General features: G+C 67.6%; 15 protein-coding genes and 1 rRNA gene. 9 read left to right on the forward strand and 7 right to left on the reverse strand.

The genetic code is table 11. The features are described from left to right. The first annotated feature begins 31 nt into the window (after positions 1 to 31). The 3 genes from rrf (at position 32) to AC1DBD_RS08855 (ending at position 1,443) form a co-directional block, all read left to right on the forward strand. Positions 32 to 148: ribosomal RNA gene (gene rrf / locus AC1DBD_RS08845) — 5S ribosomal RNA — on the forward strand. 124 nt (positions 149 to 272) lie between these two features. Next, positions 273 to 761 carry an SRPBCC domain-containing protein gene (locus AC1DBD_RS08850; protein ID WP_476893189.1) on the forward strand — a complete coding sequence of 163 codons (489 nt, stop codon included), beginning with the start codon at positions 273 to 275 and terminating at the stop codon, positions 759 to 761. Continuing rightward, on the forward strand, positions 754 to 1,443 hold the full coding sequence (locus AC1DBD_RS08855; protein WP_476925726.1) for a GNAT family N-acetyltransferase: 690 nt from the start codon (positions 754 to 756) through the stop codon (positions 1,441 to 1,443). Before AC1DBD_RS08850 ends, AC1DBD_RS08855 begins: the two co-directional genes overlap by 8 nt. Here AC1DBD_RS08855 and AC1DBD_RS08860 read toward each other — a convergent pair. After that, complete coding sequence (locus tag AC1DBD_RS08860) at positions 1,440 to 2,471, reverse strand: LacI family DNA-binding transcriptional regulator (protein ID WP_441418185.1); 1,032 nt, start codon at positions 2,469 to 2,471, stop codon at positions 1,440 to 1,442. The two genes, AC1DBD_RS08855 and AC1DBD_RS08860, sit on opposite strands and share 4 nt — an antisense overlap. Positions 2,472 to 2,473: 2 nt before the next feature. After that, the gene (locus tag AC1DBD_RS08865; RefSeq protein WP_476925728.1) at positions 2,474 to 4,219 is read right to left on the reverse strand and encodes a glycoside hydrolase family 13 protein; all 1,746 of its coding nucleotides are present in this window, start codon (positions 4,217 to 4,219) and stop codon (positions 2,474 to 2,476) included. Positions 4,220 to 4,543: 324 nt separating this feature from the next. Between AC1DBD_RS08865 and AC1DBD_RS08870 the strand changes: the two genes are divergently transcribed. The 5 genes from AC1DBD_RS08870 to AC1DBD_RS08890 all read left to right on the forward strand — a co-directional run bounded on the left by AC1DBD_RS08870 (position 4,544) and on the right by AC1DBD_RS08890 (position 11,891). Next, positions 4,544 to 5,860 carry a sugar ABC transporter substrate-binding protein gene (locus AC1DBD_RS08870; protein ID WP_476981908.1) on the forward strand — a complete coding sequence of 439 codons (1,317 nt, stop codon included), beginning with the start codon at positions 4,544 to 4,546 and terminating at the stop codon, positions 5,858 to 5,860. Between the two features lie 122 nt (positions 5,861 to 5,982). After that, the gene (locus AC1DBD_RS08875) at positions 5,983 to 7,635 is read left to right on the forward strand and encodes an ABC transporter permease subunit (RefSeq protein WP_476981909.1); all 1,653 of its coding nucleotides are present in this window, start codon (positions 5,983 to 5,985) and stop codon (positions 7,633 to 7,635) included. Beyond that, positions 7,632 to 8,594 carry a sugar ABC transporter permease gene (locus AC1DBD_RS08880; RefSeq protein WP_476981910.1) on the forward strand — a complete coding sequence of 321 codons (963 nt, stop codon included), beginning with the start codon at positions 7,632 to 7,634 and terminating at the stop codon, positions 8,592 to 8,594. The genes AC1DBD_RS08875 and AC1DBD_RS08880 overlap by 4 nt, the downstream gene beginning before the upstream one ends. Before the next feature lie 2 nt (positions 8,595 to 8,596). Then, the gene (locus AC1DBD_RS08885; RefSeq protein WP_476981911.1) at positions 8,597 to 10,471 is read left to right on the forward strand and encodes a glycoside hydrolase family 13 protein; all 1,875 of its coding nucleotides are present in this window, start codon (positions 8,597 to 8,599) and stop codon (positions 10,469 to 10,471) included. A gap of 49 nt (positions 10,472 to 10,520) precedes the next feature. Continuing rightward, a complete protein-coding gene (locus tag AC1DBD_RS08890; protein WP_476981912.1) occupies positions 10,521 to 11,891 on the forward strand; it encodes an FAD-binding oxidoreductase in 1,371 nt (456 codons plus the stop codon). 106 nt (positions 11,892 to 11,997) lie between these two features. Here AC1DBD_RS08890 and AC1DBD_RS08895 read toward each other — a convergent pair whose 3' ends face one another. Both AC1DBD_RS08895 and AC1DBD_RS08900 read right to left on the reverse strand, forming a co-directional pair. Next, a complete protein-coding gene (locus AC1DBD_RS08895; RefSeq protein ID WP_441418391.1) occupies positions 11,998 to 13,407 on the reverse strand; it encodes a DUF4032 domain-containing protein in 1,410 nt (469 codons plus the stop codon). A 355-nt stretch (positions 13,408 to 13,762) separates the two neighbouring features. After that, positions 13,763 to 14,845 (reverse strand): ABC transporter ATP-binding protein, encoded by a 1,083-nt coding sequence (locus tag AC1DBD_RS08900; RefSeq protein WP_476909065.1) that lies wholly within the window; start codon positions 14,843 to 14,845, stop codon positions 13,763 to 13,765. Between the two features lie 258 nt (positions 14,846 to 15,103). Here AC1DBD_RS08900 and AC1DBD_RS08905 point away from each other — a divergent pair, with 258 nt between their 5' ends. Further along, positions 15,104 to 15,514: a VOC family protein gene (locus tag AC1DBD_RS08905; protein ID WP_476981913.1), complete on the forward strand. Its 411-nt coding sequence runs from the start codon at positions 15,104 to 15,106 to the stop codon at positions 15,512 to 15,514. Positions 15,515 to 15,555: 41 nt separating this feature from the next. Here the strand turns inward: AC1DBD_RS08905 and AC1DBD_RS08910 are convergent, their stop codons facing one another. The 3 genes from AC1DBD_RS08910 to AC1DBD_RS08920 form a co-directional block, all read right to left on the reverse strand. After that, on the reverse strand, positions 15,556 to 15,960 hold the full coding sequence (locus AC1DBD_RS08910) for a hypothetical protein (RefSeq protein ID WP_476981914.1): 405 nt from the start codon (positions 15,958 to 15,960) through the stop codon (positions 15,556 to 15,558). Positions 15,961 to 16,090: 130 nt separating this feature from the next. After that, positions 16,091 to 16,903 carry a trehalose-phosphatase gene (otsB, locus tag AC1DBD_RS08915; RefSeq protein WP_476893178.1) on the reverse strand — a complete coding sequence of 271 codons (813 nt, stop codon included), beginning with the start codon at positions 16,901 to 16,903 and terminating at the stop codon, positions 16,091 to 16,093. Continuing rightward, positions 16,893 to 18,344 (reverse strand): alpha,alpha-trehalose-phosphate synthase (UDP-forming), encoded by a 1,452-nt coding sequence (locus tag AC1DBD_RS08920; protein ID WP_441418392.1) that lies wholly within the window; start codon positions 18,342 to 18,344, stop codon positions 16,893 to 16,895. Before AC1DBD_RS08920 ends, otsB begins: the two co-directional genes overlap by 11 nt. Positions 18,345 to 18,415: the final 71 nt, after the last annotated feature.

Below are 18,415 nucleotides of genomic sequence, written 5' to 3' on the forward strand. Positions count from 1 at the left end.
CACCAGGGCCCCGGGGGCGCGGACACAGGGTTACGGCGGTCATAGCGTGGGGGAAACGCCCGGTCCCATCCCGAACCCGGAAGCTAAGACCCACAGCGCCGATGGTACTGCACCCGGGAGGGTGTGGGAGAGTAGGTCACCGCCGGACAACCATTACAGTCAGGCCCCGACACACAGTGTCGGGGCCTGAGCCTTTTAACACCCCAAAAACGTATAGCGCCCCTCCCGCACTCCCGGCGTGCACACAACCGACCCTTGTAAAGTTGATGCCTATGGATAACCTCTTCAGCCACGCCGCGGCAGCCCCGGAACCCGAGCCGGCCGAAGGGCTGGAGCCGGTGGTATGCACCGTCGTTGTCCCCGGCCCCGTGGCCCGGGCTTTCATGGGTTTCACCGAGCACACGCACCTCTGGTGGCCGCTCGAGGGCCACAGCGTCTACGGCCCGGGCTCCTATGTTGAGTTCGAGGAAAGCCTCATTCTTGAGACCGCAGACGACGGCAGGACCGCCATCTGGGGGTCCATCGACGACTGGCAGCCACCCTTGTCCTTCCACGCCACCTGGCATCCCGGGACGCAGGCCCTGTGGTCCACGGAGCTGCGGGTGGCCTTCCGGGCCGTTGAGGGCGGCACCGAGCTCCGGTTGGTGCACAGCGGCTGGGAGGGCGCGCAGGACCCCGCCGCTACGCGAGCGGACTACCAGGCGGGCTGGCCCGGCGTGCTGCAGCGGTTCGTCCGGTTTATGGGCGGCGCCGATGACTGACGGTGAGCTGCCGGTGACCCGGCCCGTGATCCGTCGGTTCGAAGCGGGGGAGTGGAAACAGTACCGCGCCCTACGGCTGGAAATGCTGGAGGATGCGCCCACGGCTTACGTGGAGACCCTCGACTCGGCCCGGGAGCAAACGGACCGGCAATGGCAGGAGCGCGCCGCGCTGATGGCGGCTTCGGGTTGCGTATCCCTCGTGGCCGGAGATGCCGCGGAGCCGGCTGATAGCCCGCATTCCGCCTCGCCGCTCCTTGCCGGCGGGGTGCCTGCCGAGGTCAAAGTGCCTGCCGGTGAAGACCTTGCCGCTGCCAGGCTGCGGGCACTGATGCGCGTTGTGCCGAAGGTCCCGCAGGATCCTGACCGTCCGCGCCAGGCAGTGCTGCTCAGCGTCTACGTGGGCCCGGAGTTGCGGGGCTCCGGCCTGGCCGACGAGATGCTGCGGCGGGCCATCGCCGGTGCCCGGGATGAGCTCGGCGCCGTGGTGCTGGAACTTGGCGTGCACGAGGCAAACGGCCGTGCCCAGGCGTTCTACTCCCGGCACGGGTTCAAGGACACCGGACGGCGGGAACCCTACCCGCTTGATCCGGACCGCTCGGAGATCATCATGGAACTTCCCTTGGACGCGCCCTGCGCACTAGAAGCACCAGAAGCTACAGAAGCGCCGGCAGAGTACAGCTAGCGCAAGGGTGCGGCGTCGGCCGGCGGGACGGCCGTGCTGGAACGGATCACAAATTTCGTCGGATACTCGGTGTCCGCCGCCGCCGTGTCCGCGCCGCCGTCGAGCCCTGCGAGCAGACGGCGGACCGCCATCGCCCCTTGACCGCGAGGATCCTGGTCGATGGTGGTGAGGCCGAATAGTTCGCCGAGTTCGTGGCCGTCGATGCCGATGACGGACAGATCCTGGGGAACGCGCAGTCCGAAGTCGCGGGCGGCGAGGATGGTGCCGATCGCCATCTCATCCGAGGCCGCGAAGACCGCTGTGGGGCGTTCCGGGGAACTGCCGAGCAGCTGACGGGCGCTGGCGTAAGCACCCTGGATGGTGAAGTCGGCGGAGACCAGCCATTCCGGACGGATCGTCAGCCCGGCGTCGCGCATGGCCTTGGTAAAGCCGCCCTGGCGCGTGCCCGGCAGCCGGAAGTCCTTCTCATACGCCGCGTCACCGGTCATATGCGCAATCCTGCTGTGGCCAAGCTGGATCAGGTGCCGGGCGGCCGCCTCGGCGATGCCCGAGTCGTTGATCCGGATCGTCGAGGCGCCCGGCAGGGGCCCGCCAATCCCCACGATGGGGCGGTGGATGGCGAGCAGCTGCTGGATCTCGGCCTCGCTGAGCTCCAGGGAGACCGCAATGACCGCGTCCACGCGCTTGCGCAGCAGGAAGTCGTTGAGCACGCTGTGCCGGCGCTCCTCGCCCTCGCTGACGTTGTACAGCGTGAGGTCGTAGCCGGCGTCGAGCAGGGTCGCGGATACGCCCTCCACCACCGAGGAGAAGAACCAGCGGTGCACGGACGGAACCACGACGCCGACGTTGTGGTTCCGCCCGGACGCCAGGCTGGAGGCGTGGTATGACAGGACAAAGCCGAGCTCGGTTGCGGCGGCCTGGGCGCGCTCACGGCTCTGGGCCGAGACATTGCCCTTGCCGCTCAAGGCGCGCGAAACGGTGGCGATGGAGAGGCCGGCCCGTTCCGCGACGTCCTTGATGCCGGGCATTTTTAGCTCTCCGTGTCCTCGATGTAGATTTCCAGCCAAACAGTTTCACCTGAGCTTAACCGATGGGCGTCTTCACCCTGTTCCCCCGACACGGAGCTGCGCAGCAGCACCTGTCCGGCGGGCAGTTCGAGCGGCTCCTGCCCGACGTTCAGCAGCACCGCGGTGGTGCCGTTGAGGTAGGCCAGCGAGGTGTCCGTGCACCAGTTTTCAATCCAGTTGAGGGAGCCCTGGCCGAGGCTGAGCTCGCGCCGGAGCGCCAGCATCCGCCGGTACAGGGACAGGTGCGACGACGGCGACGCGGCCTGCGCGTCCCGGGCCAGCTCGGCGAAGCTCGCCGGCTGCGGCAGCCACGGATCCGCTCCGGCGCCGAAGCCCGCGTGGGGCTCGCCGGAACGCCATGGCAGCGGTACCCGGCAGCCGTCCCGGCCCAGACGCTCGCCGCCGGTCCGACCGAAGGTGGGGTCCTGGCGCTGGCTGTCCGGAATGTCGATGCCGTCGGGGAGGCCGAGTTCCTCGCCCTGGTAGAGGTACGCGCCGCCGGGCAGGCCCAGCATGAACATGGAGGCCGCCGCGGCCCGGGAGCGTCCGAGTTCCTCGTCCGGCTGCACGTCGCCGGGGCCGATGCCGTCCCCGTCGCGGGGCGCTGGTCCGTTGTAGCCGAAGCGGGTGGCGTGCCGGACGACGTCGTGGTTGGACAGCACCCAGGTGCTCGGCGCACCGACGGCGTCCAGGGCGGTCAGTGACTCCGTGATGACGTGGCGCATCCGGTGCACGTCCAGGCCGGCGTGCAGGTAAGGGAAGTTGAAGGCCTGGTGCATTTCGTCCGGGCGGACCCAGTCGGCGAGCCGGGGGAGCGGGTCCACGTTGGCTTCCGCGCAGAGGATGCGGTCGGGGCCGTATTCGGCCAGGATCCGGCGCCAGGTCCGGTAGATGTCATGCAGCGCCGGCTGGCCGAACATCGGGGCTTCGTGCCCGGGGAAGCCGTGCGAGCTGTTGCCGTCGGCGCGGCCGCCCCATTCGGGCAGGCCCGGCGCCTTGACGAGTGCGTGGGCGACGTCGACCCGGAAGCCGGAGACGCCGCGGTCCAGCCAGAAGCGCAGGACGCGTTCGAATTCGGCGTGGACGGCGTCGTTGTCCCAATTGAAGTCGGGCTGGGAGGTGTCGAAAAGGTGCAGGTACCACTGGCCGGGGGTGCCGTCCGGTTCGATGATCCGGGTCCACGCCGGTCCGCCGAAGTGCGACTGCCAGTTGTTCGGGGGCTGCTCGCCGGAATCACCGCGGCCGTCCCGGAAGATGAACATGTCCCGCTCCGGGCTGCCTGCGGGGGCTGCCAGCGCCGCCTGGAAGGCGGAGTGCTGGTCCGAGCAGTGGTTGGGCACGAGATCCACGATCAGCCGCAGCCCGAGGCGCGTGGCCTCGGCCATCATGGCGTCGAAATCCGCCAGGGTGCCGAACAGGGGATCGACGTCGCAATAGTCGCTGACGTCGTAGCCGGCGTCGCGCTGCGGGGAGCGGTAGAACGGCGAGAGCCAGACCGCGTCGATCTCCAGCTCGGCGAGCTGCGGGAGTTCGGCGGTAATGCCGGCCAGATCGCCGACGCCGTCGCCGTTCAGGTCCCGGAACGAGCGCGGGTACACCTGGTAGATCACGGCGGAGCGCCACCAGCCGGGGGTGTCATCTGCAGCGTGCACCAGGGTCAGCGGGCCGGCCAGTGCGGCGGGGGCTGTGAGTACTGAATCAACGGACATGCCGGTAATCGTAAGTCCCCGACGTCGAAATTGAAAACGCTTCCAGTCAATAAATCTTTTGAGTCTGCTCGGGGAGCCTGGGGTGGATCCGCGGCATGGGCCCGTATGTTCCGCGCCACTAGGCCTTCTGGAGGTGTCTCGCAGTCTCCCAGCGTGGTCGCCGCCCCGCGACACGCCACGCTAGAATGACTTTCCAAAGCGTCCATCACCGTGTAGCTTGGAAGCGCTTGCAGCTGTGAGCCACATCACCGACGATGCCACCGGGCCCAGGAGACTTCCGAAGAGCCCTACGCGTGGATGCAGGATTTTATGAAAGGGACACCAATGAAGGTGCAGAACACCCTCACAACCGGAACCAGCCGCCGGGTATTCACGGCCGGTGCGATCTCCGTTGTTGCAGCGCTGGCGCTCAGCGCCTGCGGCGGCGCAGCAGCCTCCGGTCCGGCCACGGCCACGGCCACGGCCTCCGCCTCCGCGAAGCCGGACCTCAAGTCCGGCGGCGCCGGCACGATCACCATGTGGGTCGACGCCGAGCGTTCACCCGCTCTGAAGGACATCACCGCGAAGTTCAAGGCTGACACCGGAATCGACGTGAAGCTCGTCGTCAAGGACTTCGCAGCTGTGCGCGACGACTTCATCACCCAGGTCCCGACGGGCAAGGGCCCGGACCTCATCGTCGGCCCGCACGACTGGGTAGGCAAGTTCGTCCAGAACGGCGTGATCGCACCCGTCGAGCTTGGCGACAAGAAGGACGCCTTCCAGGAGTCCTCGATCAAGGCCATGTCCTTCAACGGCTCGGTCTACGGTGTTCCCTACGCGATCGAAAACATCGCACTGCTGCGCAACACGGCCATCGTGCCCGACGCGGCCAAGACCATGGACGAGGTCATTGCCAACGGCAAGAAGGCAGTCGCAGACGGCAAGGCCAAGTTCCCGTTCCTCGTCGGCATGGACCCGAAGCAGGGCGACCCGTACCACCTGTACCCGCTGCAGGCCTCCATGGGCTCGCAGGTCTTCGGCAAGGCTGCCGACGGCGGCTACGACCCGAAGCAGCTCCTGATCGGCGACGCTGCCGGCGTCGAGTTCGCCAAGAAGCTCACCGCCTGGGGCGACAAGGGCGAAAAGATCATCAACTCCAACATCACCGGTGACATCGCCAAGGAGAAGTTCCTCGCCGGCGAGTCCCCGTACTACCTGACCGGCCCGTGGAACCTCCCGGACGTACAGAAGAAGGGCATCAAGTTCGCCGTTGACGAGCTGCCGACCGCCGGCGACCAGCCGGCCCAGCCGTTCATCGGCGTCAACGGCTTCTTCATCAGCGCCAAGAGCGCCAACGCCCTGGCCACCAATGAGTTCGTCACCAACTACCTGACCTCCGAGGCAGCCCAGGACTCCATGTACAAGGCCGGCGGCCGCCCGCCGGCACTGAAGGCCTCCTTCGACAAGGCAGCCAGCGACCCGGTTGTTGCCGCCTTCGGCAAGATCGGCGCCACCGGCGTCCCGATGCCGGCTATCCCGGAAATGAGTGCTGTCTGGGCTGACTGGGGAGCCACCGAGCTCGCCCTGATCAAGGGCCAGGGCGACCCGGCTGCTGACTGGGCCAAGATGGCAGCCAGCATCAAGAGCAAAATCAAGGGTTAGTCCCCGCGCCGGTTCCTGACGCTTCCACGCGCCGGGAACCGGCAGCACCGGGCCGGGCGGCCACCAGGCTGCCCGGCCCGTTCCTGCATCACCCCAGCTTCTCCCAAGGACTGTAGACAGCCATGTCAGAAACCGAACTCCGCGAGGACACCGAGCCCGCAGCGTCGTCCGCCCCGGACCCCGCCACCACAACCTCCGGCCGGCAGGCCAGAACCCTCCGCCAACGCCGGACCGGCCCCGAGGGGGTGAAGGGCACCATCGCCAAGATCGTGCTGCTGGGCCTTGTCGATGCCCTCGCTGTCTACGTCCTGATCATGCTCTTCCTGAGCCAGTCCTGGCTGGCCCTGGGAGTCTCCGCCGCCGTCGTAGTGGTGATCAACTGGATCTACCTGCGCAAGGGCGGCCTGCCCGCCAAGTACCTGGCCCCGGGCGTGCTCTTCCTGCTGGTTTTCCAGGTCTTCGTGGTCATGTTCAGCGGCTACATCGCCTTCACCAACTACGGCGACGGGCACAACAGCACCAAGGATGACGCGATCGCCGCCATCCAGCTCACCGCGCAGAAGCGCGTCCCGGATTCACCGGCCTACAAGACTTCCGTGCTGGCCAAGGACAACTCCTTCTACCTGCTCTTCACGGACCCGCAGGGAAAGGTCTCGCTGGGCAGCACGGACAAGCCGCTGGAGGAAGTCTCCGGGGCCGTCAAGGACTCCACCGGCAAGGCCAAGACGCTGGACGGCTACCAAACCCTGAACTTCCAGGAAATCGTGGCCAACCAGCAAAGCATCCTGGACATCACCGTGCCGGTCTCCGCGAACCCGGCGGACGGCACGCTGCGCACCGCGGACGGCAGCAACGCCTACCAGTTCAAGCCGGCGCTGAAGTACGACGCGGCCGCTGACACCTTCACCGACACCACCACGGGTGCCGTCTACCGCGACAACGGCAAGGGCGCCTTCGCGGCGGACAACGGCGAGACCCTGTCCACGGGCTGGAAGATCGACGTCGGGATGGAGAACTTCGCCCGCGCCTTCACCGACCCGAGCCTGCGCGGACCCCTGCTGGGCGTCATCCTTTGGACCTTCACCTTCGCCGTGGCCTCCGTCGCGCTGACCTTCGCCATGGGCCTGTTCCTGGCCATCACCTTCAACCGCGAAGACCTCAAGGGCAAGAAGGTGTACCGGATCCTGATGATCCTGCCGTACGCTTTCCCCGCGTTCCTCACCGGCCTGGTCTGGTCCGGCATCCTCAACCCGGAGTTCGGCTGGCTCAACCAGACCCTGCTTGGCGGGGCCTCGATCGGCTGGCTTACGGATCCGGTCCTGGCCAAGATCAGCGTCCTGGTGGTCAACCTCTGGCTCGGCTTCCCCTACATGTTCCTGGTCTGCACCGGCGCCCTGCAGTCGCTGCCCAACGAACTGGACGAGGCCGCCCGGATGGACGGCGCCGGCCCGTGGCGCGTGTTCCGCTCCATCAAGCTGCCGCTGCTGCTGGTCTCGATCGCCCCGCTGCTGATCTCCTCCTTCGCCTTCAATTTCAACAACTTCAACGTGATCTTCATGCTCACCGGCGGCGGACCCCGGTTCGCCGACACCGACCGGGACATCGGAGCCACCGACATCCTGATCACCCTCGTCTACAAGGTTGCCTTCGGGCAGGGCACCGGCCGTGACTACGGCCTGGCCAGCGCCCTCGCCATCATCATCTTCATCATCGTGGCCACCGTTTCGGCCATCAGTTTCAAGCAGACCAAGGCACTCGAGGACGTGAACTCATGAACGGGTCAGCACCGCGCACCGCGGCTCCGGCGCACCAGGCCGAGCAGGGCATCACCACCGGCACCACCGACGTCGAATACCTCAAGTCGCTACAGCGCCGGCGCCCCTTCGGCGTCTGGTTCAAGGACAAGGGCTGGCGCCACCTGGTGGGCGTCATCGTGACGATCTTCGCCGTCTTCCCGCTGCTCTACGTGCTCTCGGCGGCACTGAACTCCACCGGCACCCTGGTGGGTTCCAACGCGCTGTTCAGCAAGATCGACTTCGGGAACTTCACCGCCCTGTTCGACATGCCCTCGCGGCCCTTTGCGCAGTGGTTCCTGAACACCATGGTGGTGGGCGGCGTGACCTCCGCGGCCACGGTGTTCCTCGGGGCGATGGCCGCGTATGCCTTCTCCCGGATGCGCTTCACGGGCCGCCGGGTGGGCCTGCTGAGCCTGCTCCTGCTGCAGATGTTCCCGCAGCTGCTGGCCGTCGTCGCCATCTTCCTGCTGCTCAGCGGCATCTCCGAGGTCATCCCCGCCCTGGGCCTGGGCAGCCAGATGGGCCTGATCATGGTCTACCTGGGCGGCGCCCTGGGCGTGAACACCTACCTGATGTACGGCTTCTTCAACACCGTGCCGCAGTCCCTGGACGAGGCCGCCAAGATTGACGGGGCGAGCCACAGCCAGATCTTCTTCGGCATCATCATGCGCCTGGTCACGCCGATCCTGGCCGTCGTGGGGCTGCTGTCCTTCATCGGCATCTCCGGCGAATTCGTGATCGCGTCCGTGGTGCTCACGGACCCGGACAGCCAGACCCTCGCCGTCGGGCTCTACTCCTTCGTGGCGCAGCAGCGCTCCGAGAACTGGGGTGTCTTTGCCGCCGGCGCGGTCATCAGCGCCATCCCGGTGATGGCCCTGTTCCTGTTCCTGCAGCGCTACATCGTCAGCGGGCTCACGCAGGGCTCGGTGAAGGGCTAGGCATGTCCGGCGCTGGCATGGCCGGGCTGCTGCCGCACCACGACGGGTCCGGCCTGCACGCACCGCAAACGGTGGAGGCCGGAGCCGCGGCCCGGCTCCGGATCCGTATCCCGGACGCGTGGGGCCGGGCCAGCCGGGTCTGGCTCCGCTCCGTGCACGACGGCGAACCCCGGTACACGGGCTGCGTGAACATCGGCGAGGCCGACGGCTGGGTGTGGTGGGAAGCTGACATGGCAGTCACCAACCCGGTGGCCCGCTACCGGTTCCTGATCGAGGCCGACGCGCGGTACTGGACCCTCAACGCGCAGGGCCTGTTCAGCAGGGACGTCTCCGACTACGCGGACTTCCGGCTGACTACGTTCCCGGCCGGCCCGCCGTGGCTGCGCCAAGGCACCATGTACCAGGTCTTCCCGGACCGTTTCGCGCGCTCGGCCCGGGCAGCGGCGCACCCGGTCCCGGACTGGGCCGTGCCCAGCGACTGGGACGGCACCGAAGTGCAAGGCTCGTCCGCCGAGACACCCTTCCAGTTCTACGGCGGCGACCTGCACGGTGTCACGGAACACCTGGACCACATCCAGGGGCTCGGGGCGGACATCATTTACCTGACGCCGTTCTTTCCCGCGCGGTCCAACCACCGCTATGACGCCTCGACCTTTTCCATGGTGGACCCGCTGCTGGGCGGCGACGCGGCCCTGGTCGAACTCGTGGAAGCGGCCCACGCCCGCGGCCTGAAAGTGTTGGGGGACCTCACCGCCAACCACTCCGGCGACGCGCACGAATGGTTCCAGCGCGCCCTGGCGGCACCGGACTCCGAGGAAGCCGGCTACTACTACTTCAACGAGGACCACAGCTCCTATGAGGCTTGGTACGGCGTGCCGTCGCTGCCCAAGCTGAACTGGTCCTCGGCCGGCCTGCGGGACAAGTTCGTCTTGGACGACGAATCCCCGGTGGCCCGCTGGCTCCGCCCGCCGTTCAGCCTGGACGGCTGGCGGATCGACGTCGGCAACATGACCGGACGGCTCGGGGAGACCGACCTCAATCAGGAAGTGGCCCGGCTGATCGCGGAGCGGGTCCGCGGAATCAACTCGGACGCGGCGCTGCTGGCGGAGGCGACCAACGACGCCGCTCCGGATTTCAGCGGCGAACATTGGCACGGCGCCATGACGTACTCCAATTTCACCCGCCCGCTGTGGGCCTGGCTCTCCGGCGACGCCGGGCACGTCAACTTCTTCGGCACGCCGCTGCCCGGGCCCAACCGGATCGGGGCTGAGGATTTCCTCGCCACGCACCAGGATCTGGCCGCCGCCTTCAGCTGGGACGTCCGGCAGCAGAACATGAATGCCCTGAACAGCCACGACACCGCCCGGGCCGCCACGGTCATGATCGACGGCGGCCAGCAGCTGGGCGCCGTGCTGATGTTCACCCTGCCCGGCGTGCCGGTGGTGTTTGCCGGGGACGAGTTCGGGCTCAAGGGCGATAACGGGGAGTTCTCCCGGACGCCCATGCCCTGGACCGACCCCACGCGGATCCTGGCCGACCTCCGTGGCACGTATGCCGCGCTTACCGCGCTGCGCCGGGAACAGCCCGCCCTCACCGGCGGCGGACTCCGCTGGCTGCACGCGCAGGGGGACGCGCTGGCCTTTGTGCGGGAAACCGCGGACAGCACGGTGCTGGTGGTCGTGGCCAGGACCGCCGCAGACGTCGAACTCGCCACTGGCCTGCTCTCCGCCGGGCAGCTCGCTGCGCTGGCGCAACCGCATGTCTTTGCTGCCGGCGACATCGTGGTGGAGCCGGGGTCCGCAGGCGCGCTCTTCCGCAGTGGCGGCCCAGCGGCCGCCCTCTGGGTGCTGCCGGGCGTGGCGCTGCCGGCACCCTAGACTGAAGGCCGAGACTGACGGCCGGATTCGACGGAGAACTGGAGAGCGCATGCGCGGCATTGTTGAGGAGTTGACGTCCGCCCTGGGCGGGGCGAAGGTCACCGTGGATGAGGCGGCCCTGGCGGCGTACGCCGTGGACCAGGCGCCTGTACTGGACTACCAGCTCCCGCAGGCCGTGGTCCTGGCCGAATCGGTGGCGGACGTCCAGGCCGCCGTCCGTGCCTGTGCCGCCCACCGGATTCCACTGGTGCCCCGCGGCGCGGGCACCGGGGTCTCCGGGGGCGCCCACGCCAGCGAAGGCTGCGTGGTCCTCAGCCTGGAACGGATGAACCGCATCCTGGACCTCAACCCGGACGACGAGACCGCCGTCGTCGAACCCGGCGTCATCAACGCCGCACTGAACGACGCGGCGGCGGTGCACGGCCTGATGTACGCGCCGGACCCGGCCAGCTACCGGATCTCCACCATCGGCGGGAACGTCGCCACGAACGCCGGCGGCCTGCGCTGCGCGAAGTACGGGGTGACGCGGGACTCCGTGCTGGCGCTCGACGTCGTGCTGGCGGACGGCACGCTGATCCATACCGGGCACCAGACCTTCAAAGGTGTGGCCGGCTACGACCTCACGGGCTTGTTCGTGGGCTCCGAGGGCACCCTCGGGATCGTCGTCGGGATCACGGTGCGGCTGAAGTACTTGCCCCGGGAAGTCCACACCATCGCCGCGTTCTATCCCGACTTCCGCAGCGCCGCGGCGGGCGTCCTCGCGGTGGGCAAGGCGCGCGTGCAGCCGGCCATCATGGAACTGCTCGACGGTGGCTCGCTCGCCCAGCTCGACGACGCCCACGGCTCGGACCTGGCCTCGCGGGGCGCCTCGCTGCTGCTGATCCAGACCGACGGTTTCGGCGCCGCGGCGGAGGCCGCCGCGATCCGGCCGCTGCTGGCCGCAGGCGGAGCGGTGGTGACCATGGAAGCCAGTGCCGAGGCCGAACAGCTGGTGGAGCTCCGCCGCAACAGCCGCGGCGTCGAGGTCGACGACGAATACCGGGTGGGCGAGGATGTCGCCGTGCCGCGGTCCCGGCTGGTGGACTACATTGCGGAGCTGGAGGCGATGGCCGTGCGGCACCAGGTCAAGCTCAAGGTGGTGGCCCACGCCGGTGACGGCAACCTGCACCCCACCTTCTGGGTGGACCGGGCCGGCGATGCGGTGGACGCCGCGGCCATGGAACGGCTGGGAGCGGCCCTGGACAACTCGGTCACCGTGGCCCTCGCGATGGGCGGCACCATCACGGGGGAGCACGGCGTCGGCCAGTACAAGCTGCGCTGGCTGGGCCTGGAGCAGAAGGAACCGGTGCGCGAACTGCAGCGCCGGATCAAGGAGCTCTTCGACCCGGCCGGGATCCTTAACCCCGGCAAGGCGATTTAGCCCGGCTGTGCCGGAACCGGTTCCACCCAACTAGCTCGCAATAGTTGTCGTTTTGAACTCTCAAAGCGACAACTAATGCGAGCTAGTTGGGCCGGGAAGCGGGTGTTCAGTCGTCGGAGTCCGGGTATTCGTCGATCGCCTCGTCGTCGCCGTACCGGGACTCCTCGGTTTCGACTTCCAGGATCTTGAGCAGTTCGGTGTCCGGGTTCAGCATGATCGCGGCCTCGTCCCGGCGGTGCCGGAGCTCGGAATCGATGTAGGACTGCACAGCCTCGGCCAGCGGAATGTGCCGGTTCTCCTTCTCGGACATGTACCAGCGGTGCTCCAGGATCTCGTGCACGGCCTCCGCCGGTTCGAGCTTCCCGGAGAGGTCGCGCGGGATCGACCGGACGATCGGCTCGAAGATCTGGCTTACCCACAGGTGCGCGCTGTATTCCTCGTCCATGCCGGGGTTGTTGTCCGCCCGGAAGGAGTCCATGTCGTTCAGCAGCCGCCGGGCCTGGTTTTCCTGCGCATCGAGGCCGGTCAGGCGCAGCAGCCGGCGCTGATGGTGCCCCGCGTCCACCACCTTGGGCTGAAGCTGGATCGTGGAGCCGTTCTGCGTGGTCTTGATGGCGTATTCCTCGACGTCGAAGCCCAGTTCGTTGAGCCGGCGGATGCGTGCGGCCACCCGCCAGCGCTCACCGATTTCGAAGGATTCCTTTTCCGTCAGCTCGGTCCAGAGCCGCCGGTAGCTCTCCATGATGAGCTCGCTGGTGGCGACCGGATCGACCTTTTCCTCGATCAGGCCGCCGTCGAGCAGGTCCATCAGTTCTCCGGCGATGTTGACCCGGGCGATTTCCAGGTCGTACTCGCGCTGTCCGGTGGACAGGTCCGGGTACAGCTCGCCGGTTTCGGCGTCCACGAGGTAGGCCGCGAAGGCGCCGGCGTCGCGGCGGAAGAGCGTGTTGGAGAGCGAGACGTCGCCCCAGTAGAAGCCGATCAGGTGCAGCCGGACCAGCAGCAGGGCCTGGGCGTCGATCAGGCGGGTCAGGGTGTCTTTGCGCAGCATCTGCGAGAACAGCGCGCGGTACGGCATGGAGAACTTCAGGTGCCGGGTGACCAGCACGGGGTTCAGCGGCCGGCCCTCCGGGGTAGTGCGGCCGGTGATGACAGCGACCGGCTCCACGCAGGGGACATCCAGCCGGGCGAGCTTGCGGAGCATGTGGTACTCATGCCGGGCGATGTGCTCCGAGGTTTCCTTGATGGCGATCACCGAGCCGCCCAGGTGGGCGAACCGCACGATGTGCCGGGAGATGCCGCGGGGGAGGGCGGCGAGGTATTCCGCCGGCCAGTCCTCCAAGGCGATGTGCCAGGGCAGGTCCAGCAGTTCGGGCTCCGTGGCCGCGGCGGTGATGCTCAGCGAACTGGAGACGGCCTTGTCGTTGGCGCTGGCGGCCTCGTACCGGGGCAGCTTGCCGATCTGGCCGTAGTCAGTGGGTTCGTCGTGCCACTGGGCACCGTTGTCCTCGGTCATGCGGTTTTCCTCGGTCATAACGCAATTCTCCCGTACGAGGGCGGGCCTCGCCTAAAATCTGCCGGTTAACGGCCGACGGCGGCCCTCCCGGAGGAGGACCGCCGTCGAATGCTGACGTGGGCCCACGCCGGCAGGGATCCCTAACCGAAGCGATGCGAGGTTAGGGGGCCGGTGGGTGGGCCCACGCCGGCAGGGATCCCTAACCGAAGCGAAGCGAGGTTAGGGGGCCGGTGGGTGGGCCCACGCCGGCAGGGATCCCTAACCGAAGTGAAGCGAGGTTAGGGGGCCGGTGGGTGGGCCCACGCCGGCAGGGATCCCTAACCGAAGTGAAGCGAGGTTAGGGGGCCGGTGGGGACTAGTCGCCCAGGCGCAGGCCGGTCTTGGTGTCGAACAGGTGCACGTGGCCCGACTGCGGGCGGACCCAGACGGTCTCGCCCTTCATCGGGGGACGGCGGCCGTCGACGCGGGCCACGATGTCGTGGTCCTTGCCGTCCAGCGTGGTGTGGCCGTAGACGTAGGCGTCGGCGCCGAGTTCTTCGACGACGTCGACCTCGACTTGGAGGCCCTCGCCCTGCGGCGCGGTCTCGAGGTCTTCCGGACGGGTGCCCAGCGTGACGGTGGAGCCGGAAGCGTCCTCAAGGACATCGCGCGGGACCGGGTAGACGGTGCCCCCGAACTGCACGCCGCCGTCGACAACGGGGAGTTCGAGCAGGTTCATGGCGGGGGAGCCGATGAAGCCGGCGACAAAGACGTTCTTCGGCTTGTCGTAGAGGTTGCGCGGGGTGTCCACCTGCATCAGCAGGCCGTCCTTGAGCACAGCGACGCGGTCGCCCATTGTCATGGCCTCGACCTGGTCGTGGGTGACGTAGACGGTGGTGACGCCGAGGCGGCGGGTCAGCGACGCGATCTGCGTGCGGGTCTGCACGCGGAGCTTGGCATCCAGGTTGGACAGCGGCTCGTCCATCAGGAACACCTGCGGGTTACGCACGATTGCGCGGCCCATGGCGACACGCTGGCGCTGGCCGCCGGAGAGGGCCTTCGGCTTGCGGTCCAGGTACGGCTCGAGGTCCAGGAGCTTGGCGGCTTCACGGACACGCTCGGCGCGTTCTTCCTTGCTGACGCCGGCAATCTTCAGCGCGAAGCCCATGTTGTCTGCGACCGTCATGTGGGGGTACAGGGCGTAGTTCTGGAAGACCATGGCGATGTCGCGGTCCTTCGGCGGGACGTCCGTGACGTCGCGGTCACCGATCAGGATCCGGCCGGAGTTCACGTCCTCAAGGCCTGCGAGCATGCGCAGCGAGGTGGACTTTCCGCAGCCGGAGGGTCCAACGAGGACCAGGAACTCGCCATCGGCGATTTCAATGTTGAGCTTGTCAACAGCGGGCTTCTCTGTGCCCGGGTACAGACGCGTAGCGTTATCAAAAGTAACTGTAGCCACAGTTATCAATCCCTTCACCGGCAGGTACGTGCCGGACGATCCGTAGTGAATGGTTCTTCATATTCAGTTGTGGCATCCGGAGGTGGATGCGCATGCTCCCCGGCCAAGGCCGAGGAGCATCCAATGACGCCGCACGGTAGTTGTGCGCCACATCACATACAGAGTATGTCAGATTTTTGGCTTTTGGGCTAAAAAGTTACGGATGTCACAGGTGAGGTTGCCCACTCAGGCTCTCCGGGCGGTCTGTATGCTGTGCCCATGACGGCCTTGCAGATCTATGTCAGCTTCCCCGGCACGGCGCGGGAGGCGCTTGGCTTCTACGCGGACGTTTTCGGCGGGGGCTTGTCCCTGTTTACGTATCAGGAGTTCAACCGCACCGACGGCCCGCCGGATGCCATCGCGCACGGGCAGCTTAACGGCCCTGTAGCCCTGGCGGGATCGGATGTGGCGGCGGGCCAGCAGGGTGTCCGGTGCGAAGGCCTGATGCTCTCACTCCTGGGGACCGCCTCGCCGTCCGTCCTGCACGAGTGGTTCGACAAGCTCTCGGCCGGCGGCCGGGTGGTGGACCCCCTGGGCCCGAAGCCGTGGGGCGCCTCAGACGGCCAGGTCGTCGACCGCCACGGACTTCACTGGCTGATTGGTTACGAACCGGAGTCCGCATCCAGCTAATGCGCGTTGAGGCCTTGATCGTCAGCTAACTTGATCGTCAGCTAATGGGAGTCAGTTTGGTTCGGTTCCGACTCTTTTCGCGGGCGGCCTTTGCGCGTGGGGTCCACCGTGCCATCGGTCCCGTAGTTGCCCTCGGAATACCGTCCGACTTCCGAGTCCGCGGTGCGCGCCGGCGCAGATCCGGCCCCGCCGTAGTCCGCCCTGACGTAGCGTCCCGATTCCCGGGCCTTGTCGCCTAGCGGTTCGGGCAGTCCACCTTCGGATCCCGCCGCGCCGTAGTTGCCTTCAATGTACTGGCCTTCCTCGTCGTCCGCGTGCCGGCCGGACTGTGCGCCGGACTTGCCGAAGTCGCCTTCGACGTACCGGCCCCGGAGGTCTTTTTCCTCGGGGTTCGTGCCGGAACCGGCTGCATCCGAGGTGTTTTCCTTGCCGCTGTTCTTGGTCATGATCGTTCCTTCCCGAAACGAAATCTGCGTCTTGTGCGGCGCAATTCAAGTCTAGCGAGGGCAGGCGGTCGTCAACAGGATGTGCCGGGAGCGCCGTGGTGAAGGCGTCCAGGAGCGGAGCGGCGACTGCCTAGGCGCCGACGGCCTTTCGCCGTTCCCGCAGCAGCGCTTCCAGAAACTCGGAGACATGCACAGGCGCCTCCACCCGGAACTCAGCCTGGGTGAAGTCCAATCCGACCTTGACGCCCAGGTCCCCGCGGATGAGGCTGCCCAGGGCGTCCTCGTCCGTGGTGTCGTCGCCGGCGAAGACGACTGCGGTGGCCCCGGTGGCCTGGCGGAGGAATGAGATCCCCTCGCCTTTGGAGGCGTGCACGACGGCGGTTTCCAGCACACGGTTTCCGGTCTTGAGGAAGACGCCCGCGCGGTCCTGCAGAGCGGCCTTGGCGGCCGCCACGGCATCCTCGGCGACGTCGTCGGCGGCCAGGCGGGTATGCAGCACGACGCCGGCGGGCTTGTCTTCGAGCAGGGTGCCGGGCGCGACGTCCACGATCTCGGCCAGGATCCGCCGCACGTCCGCGAGCAGTTCCCGCTGCGCGTCGTCGAGCTGGAGTTCGGTGGAACCGGGGCCCATCCAGACTTCCGCGCCGTGGCTGCCGATCAGCAGGGTGTTCTCCGGCGGCGAGGCGACCGCCCGCAGGCTGTCCAGGGCCCGGCCGGAGATGAGCGCCGTCGTCGTCCGCGGCAACTCCGCGAGGGCGGCGAAGGCGGCGGCCGAGCGGGGCAGTGCCCGGGCGTCCCCCGCATGGTCCACCAGCGGGGCCATGGTGCCGTCGAAGTCCATGGCCACCAACAGCTGTTCCGTGCCGGCGACGCGGTGCACGGCCGCCAGCAGTTCGGGGGAGAGGGAGAGGCTGGTCCGGGCTGGGTTGGGCTCAGGAGTCATCGCGGACCACCTTTTCCTTGAGCGCGCTGAGGAAGTCCGCGGACCAGAGGTCGACGTCGTGGGTGAGGATCTGCTTGCGCATCGCGCGCATCCGGCGAGCGGCCTCGGCGGGCTGCATGTTGACCGCCTTCATGATGGTGTCCTTGAGGCCGTCGATGTCGTGCGGGTTCATCAGGAGCGCCTGTTTGAGCTGGTCCGCGGCGCCGGCGAATTCGCTGAGCACCAGGGCGCCGTCGTTGTTGGTCCGGGCCGTGACGTATTCCTTGGCGACCAGGTTCATGCCGTCTCGCAGGGCGGTGACGAGCATGACGTCGGCGGCCAGGTACAGGGCCACCATTTCCTCGATCGGGTAGCTGTGGTGCAGGTACCGGACGGCGGTGTTCTGCATCGTGTCGTAGGTGCCGTTGATGTGGCCGACGGTGCCTTCCACTTCTTCGCGCAGCAGTCGGTACTGTTCGACGCGTTCGCGGCTGGGGCTGGCAACCTGGATCAGGGAGGCGTCCTCCACCGTGACCTTTCCGTCCTGCAGGAGTTCCTCGTAGGCCTTGAGCCGGTGCCGGATGCCCTTGGTGTAGTCCAGTCGGTCGACGCCCAGCAGGATGGTCTTGGGGTTGCCGAGGTCGCGGCGGATCTGCTTGGCGCGCTCGATGATCTCCGGCTTCCGCGCCAGTTCACTGATCTGCTTCACGTCGATGGAGATCGGGAAGGCCTGCGCGCGGGCAATGTGCGTGGTTTCGCCGTCGGCGCCCTTCACGTGGACCTGCTGCTGTTTGACGCTGGCCCCGAGGAAGCGGCGGGCGGAGCGCATGAAGTTCCCGGCGTCGCTGCTGCGCTGGAAGCCCACCAGGTCCGCGCCCAGGAGCCCGTCGATGATTGCGCGGCGCCACGGCAGCTGCGCGAAAATCTCCGGCGGCGGGAACGGGATGTGGTTGAAGAAGCCGATCTTGAGGTCCGGGCGCGCCTCGCGGAGCATCTTGGGGACCAGCTGCAGCTGGTAGTCCTGCACCCAGACAGTGGCGCCCTTGGCGGCATGGCGGACGACGGCGTCGGCGAACCGTTTGTTGACCTTGCGGTATGAGTCCCACCAGGCGCGGTGGAACTCGGGAGGGGCGATCACGTCGTGGTAGAGCGGCCAGAGCGTGGCGTTGGAGAAGCCCTCATAGAAGAGCTCGATATCCCGCGTGCTGAGCTGGACCGGGATTAGGTCGATGCCGCCGTGGCTGAACGGCTCGAGGTGCTCGTCGGGGGCGCCGTGCCAGCCCACCCAGGCGCCATCGGTCTTGGTCATCATCGGCGCCAGCGCGGTCACCAGGCCGCCGGGGGAACGGCGCCAGCCGTCCTCGCAGCCGGGCTCATCCGGGGAGCACCGGTCGACCGGCATGCGGTTGGACACCACCATGAAATCGAAGGTGGCGCCTGGCTCCGACGCGTTGGCGTGCATTTCGGTGGCGGGCTCGGTGTGTTGCCCCCCGTCGGCTGTCTGTGCAGTCTCCTGCTCGGCGCGCTGCTCAA

The organism is Arthrobacter sp. 10T419 (assembly GCF_056394105.1).

Coding starts and splice junctions, on each gene's coding strand:
- AC1DBD_RS08910 (WP_476981914.1), bottom strand. CDS start 15,960: ATGACCAAGAACAGCGGCAAGGAAAACACCTCGGATGCAGCCGGTTCC.
- AC1DBD_RS08850 (WP_476893189.1), top strand. CDS start 273: ATGGATAACCTCTTCAGCCACGCCGCGGCAGCCCCGGAACCCGAGCCG.
- AC1DBD_RS08920 (WP_441418392.1), bottom strand. CDS start 18,344: ATGCACGCCAACGCGTCGGAGCCAGGCGCCACCTTCGATTTCATGGTG.
- AC1DBD_RS08875 (WP_476981909.1), top strand. CDS start 5,983: ATGTCAGAAACCGAACTCCGCGAGGACACCGAGCCCGCAGCGTCGTCC.
- AC1DBD_RS08880 (WP_476981910.1), top strand. CDS start 7,632: ATGAACGGGTCAGCACCGCGCACCGCGGCTCCGGCGCACCAGGCCGAG.
- AC1DBD_RS08865 (WP_476925728.1), bottom strand. CDS start 4,219: ATGTCCGTTGATTCAGTACTCACAGCCCCCGCCGCACTGGCCGGCCCG.
- AC1DBD_RS08870 (WP_476981908.1), top strand. CDS start 4,544: ATGAAGGTGCAGAACACCCTCACAACCGGAACCAGCCGCCGGGTATTC.
- AC1DBD_RS08860 (WP_441418185.1), bottom strand. CDS start 2,471: ATGCCCGGCATCAAGGACGTCGCGGAACGGGCCGGCCTCTCCATCGCC.
- AC1DBD_RS08890 (WP_476981912.1), top strand. CDS start 10,521: ATGCGCGGCATTGTTGAGGAGTTGACGTCCGCCCTGGGCGGGGCGAAG.
- otsB (WP_476893178.1), bottom strand. CDS start 16,903: ATGACTCCTGAGCCCAACCCAGCCCGGACCAGCCTCTCCCTCTCCCCC.
- AC1DBD_RS08885 (WP_476981911.1), top strand. CDS start 8,597: ATGTCCGGCGCTGGCATGGCCGGGCTGCTGCCGCACCACGACGGGTCC.
- AC1DBD_RS08905 (WP_476981913.1), top strand. CDS start 15,104: ATGACGGCCTTGCAGATCTATGTCAGCTTCCCCGGCACGGCGCGGGAG.
- AC1DBD_RS08895 (WP_441418391.1), bottom strand. CDS start 13,407: ATGACCGAGGACAACGGTGCCCAGTGGCACGACGAACCCACTGACTAC.
- AC1DBD_RS08855 (WP_476925726.1), top strand. CDS start 754: ATGACTGACGGTGAGCTGCCGGTGACCCGGCCCGTGATCCGTCGGTTC.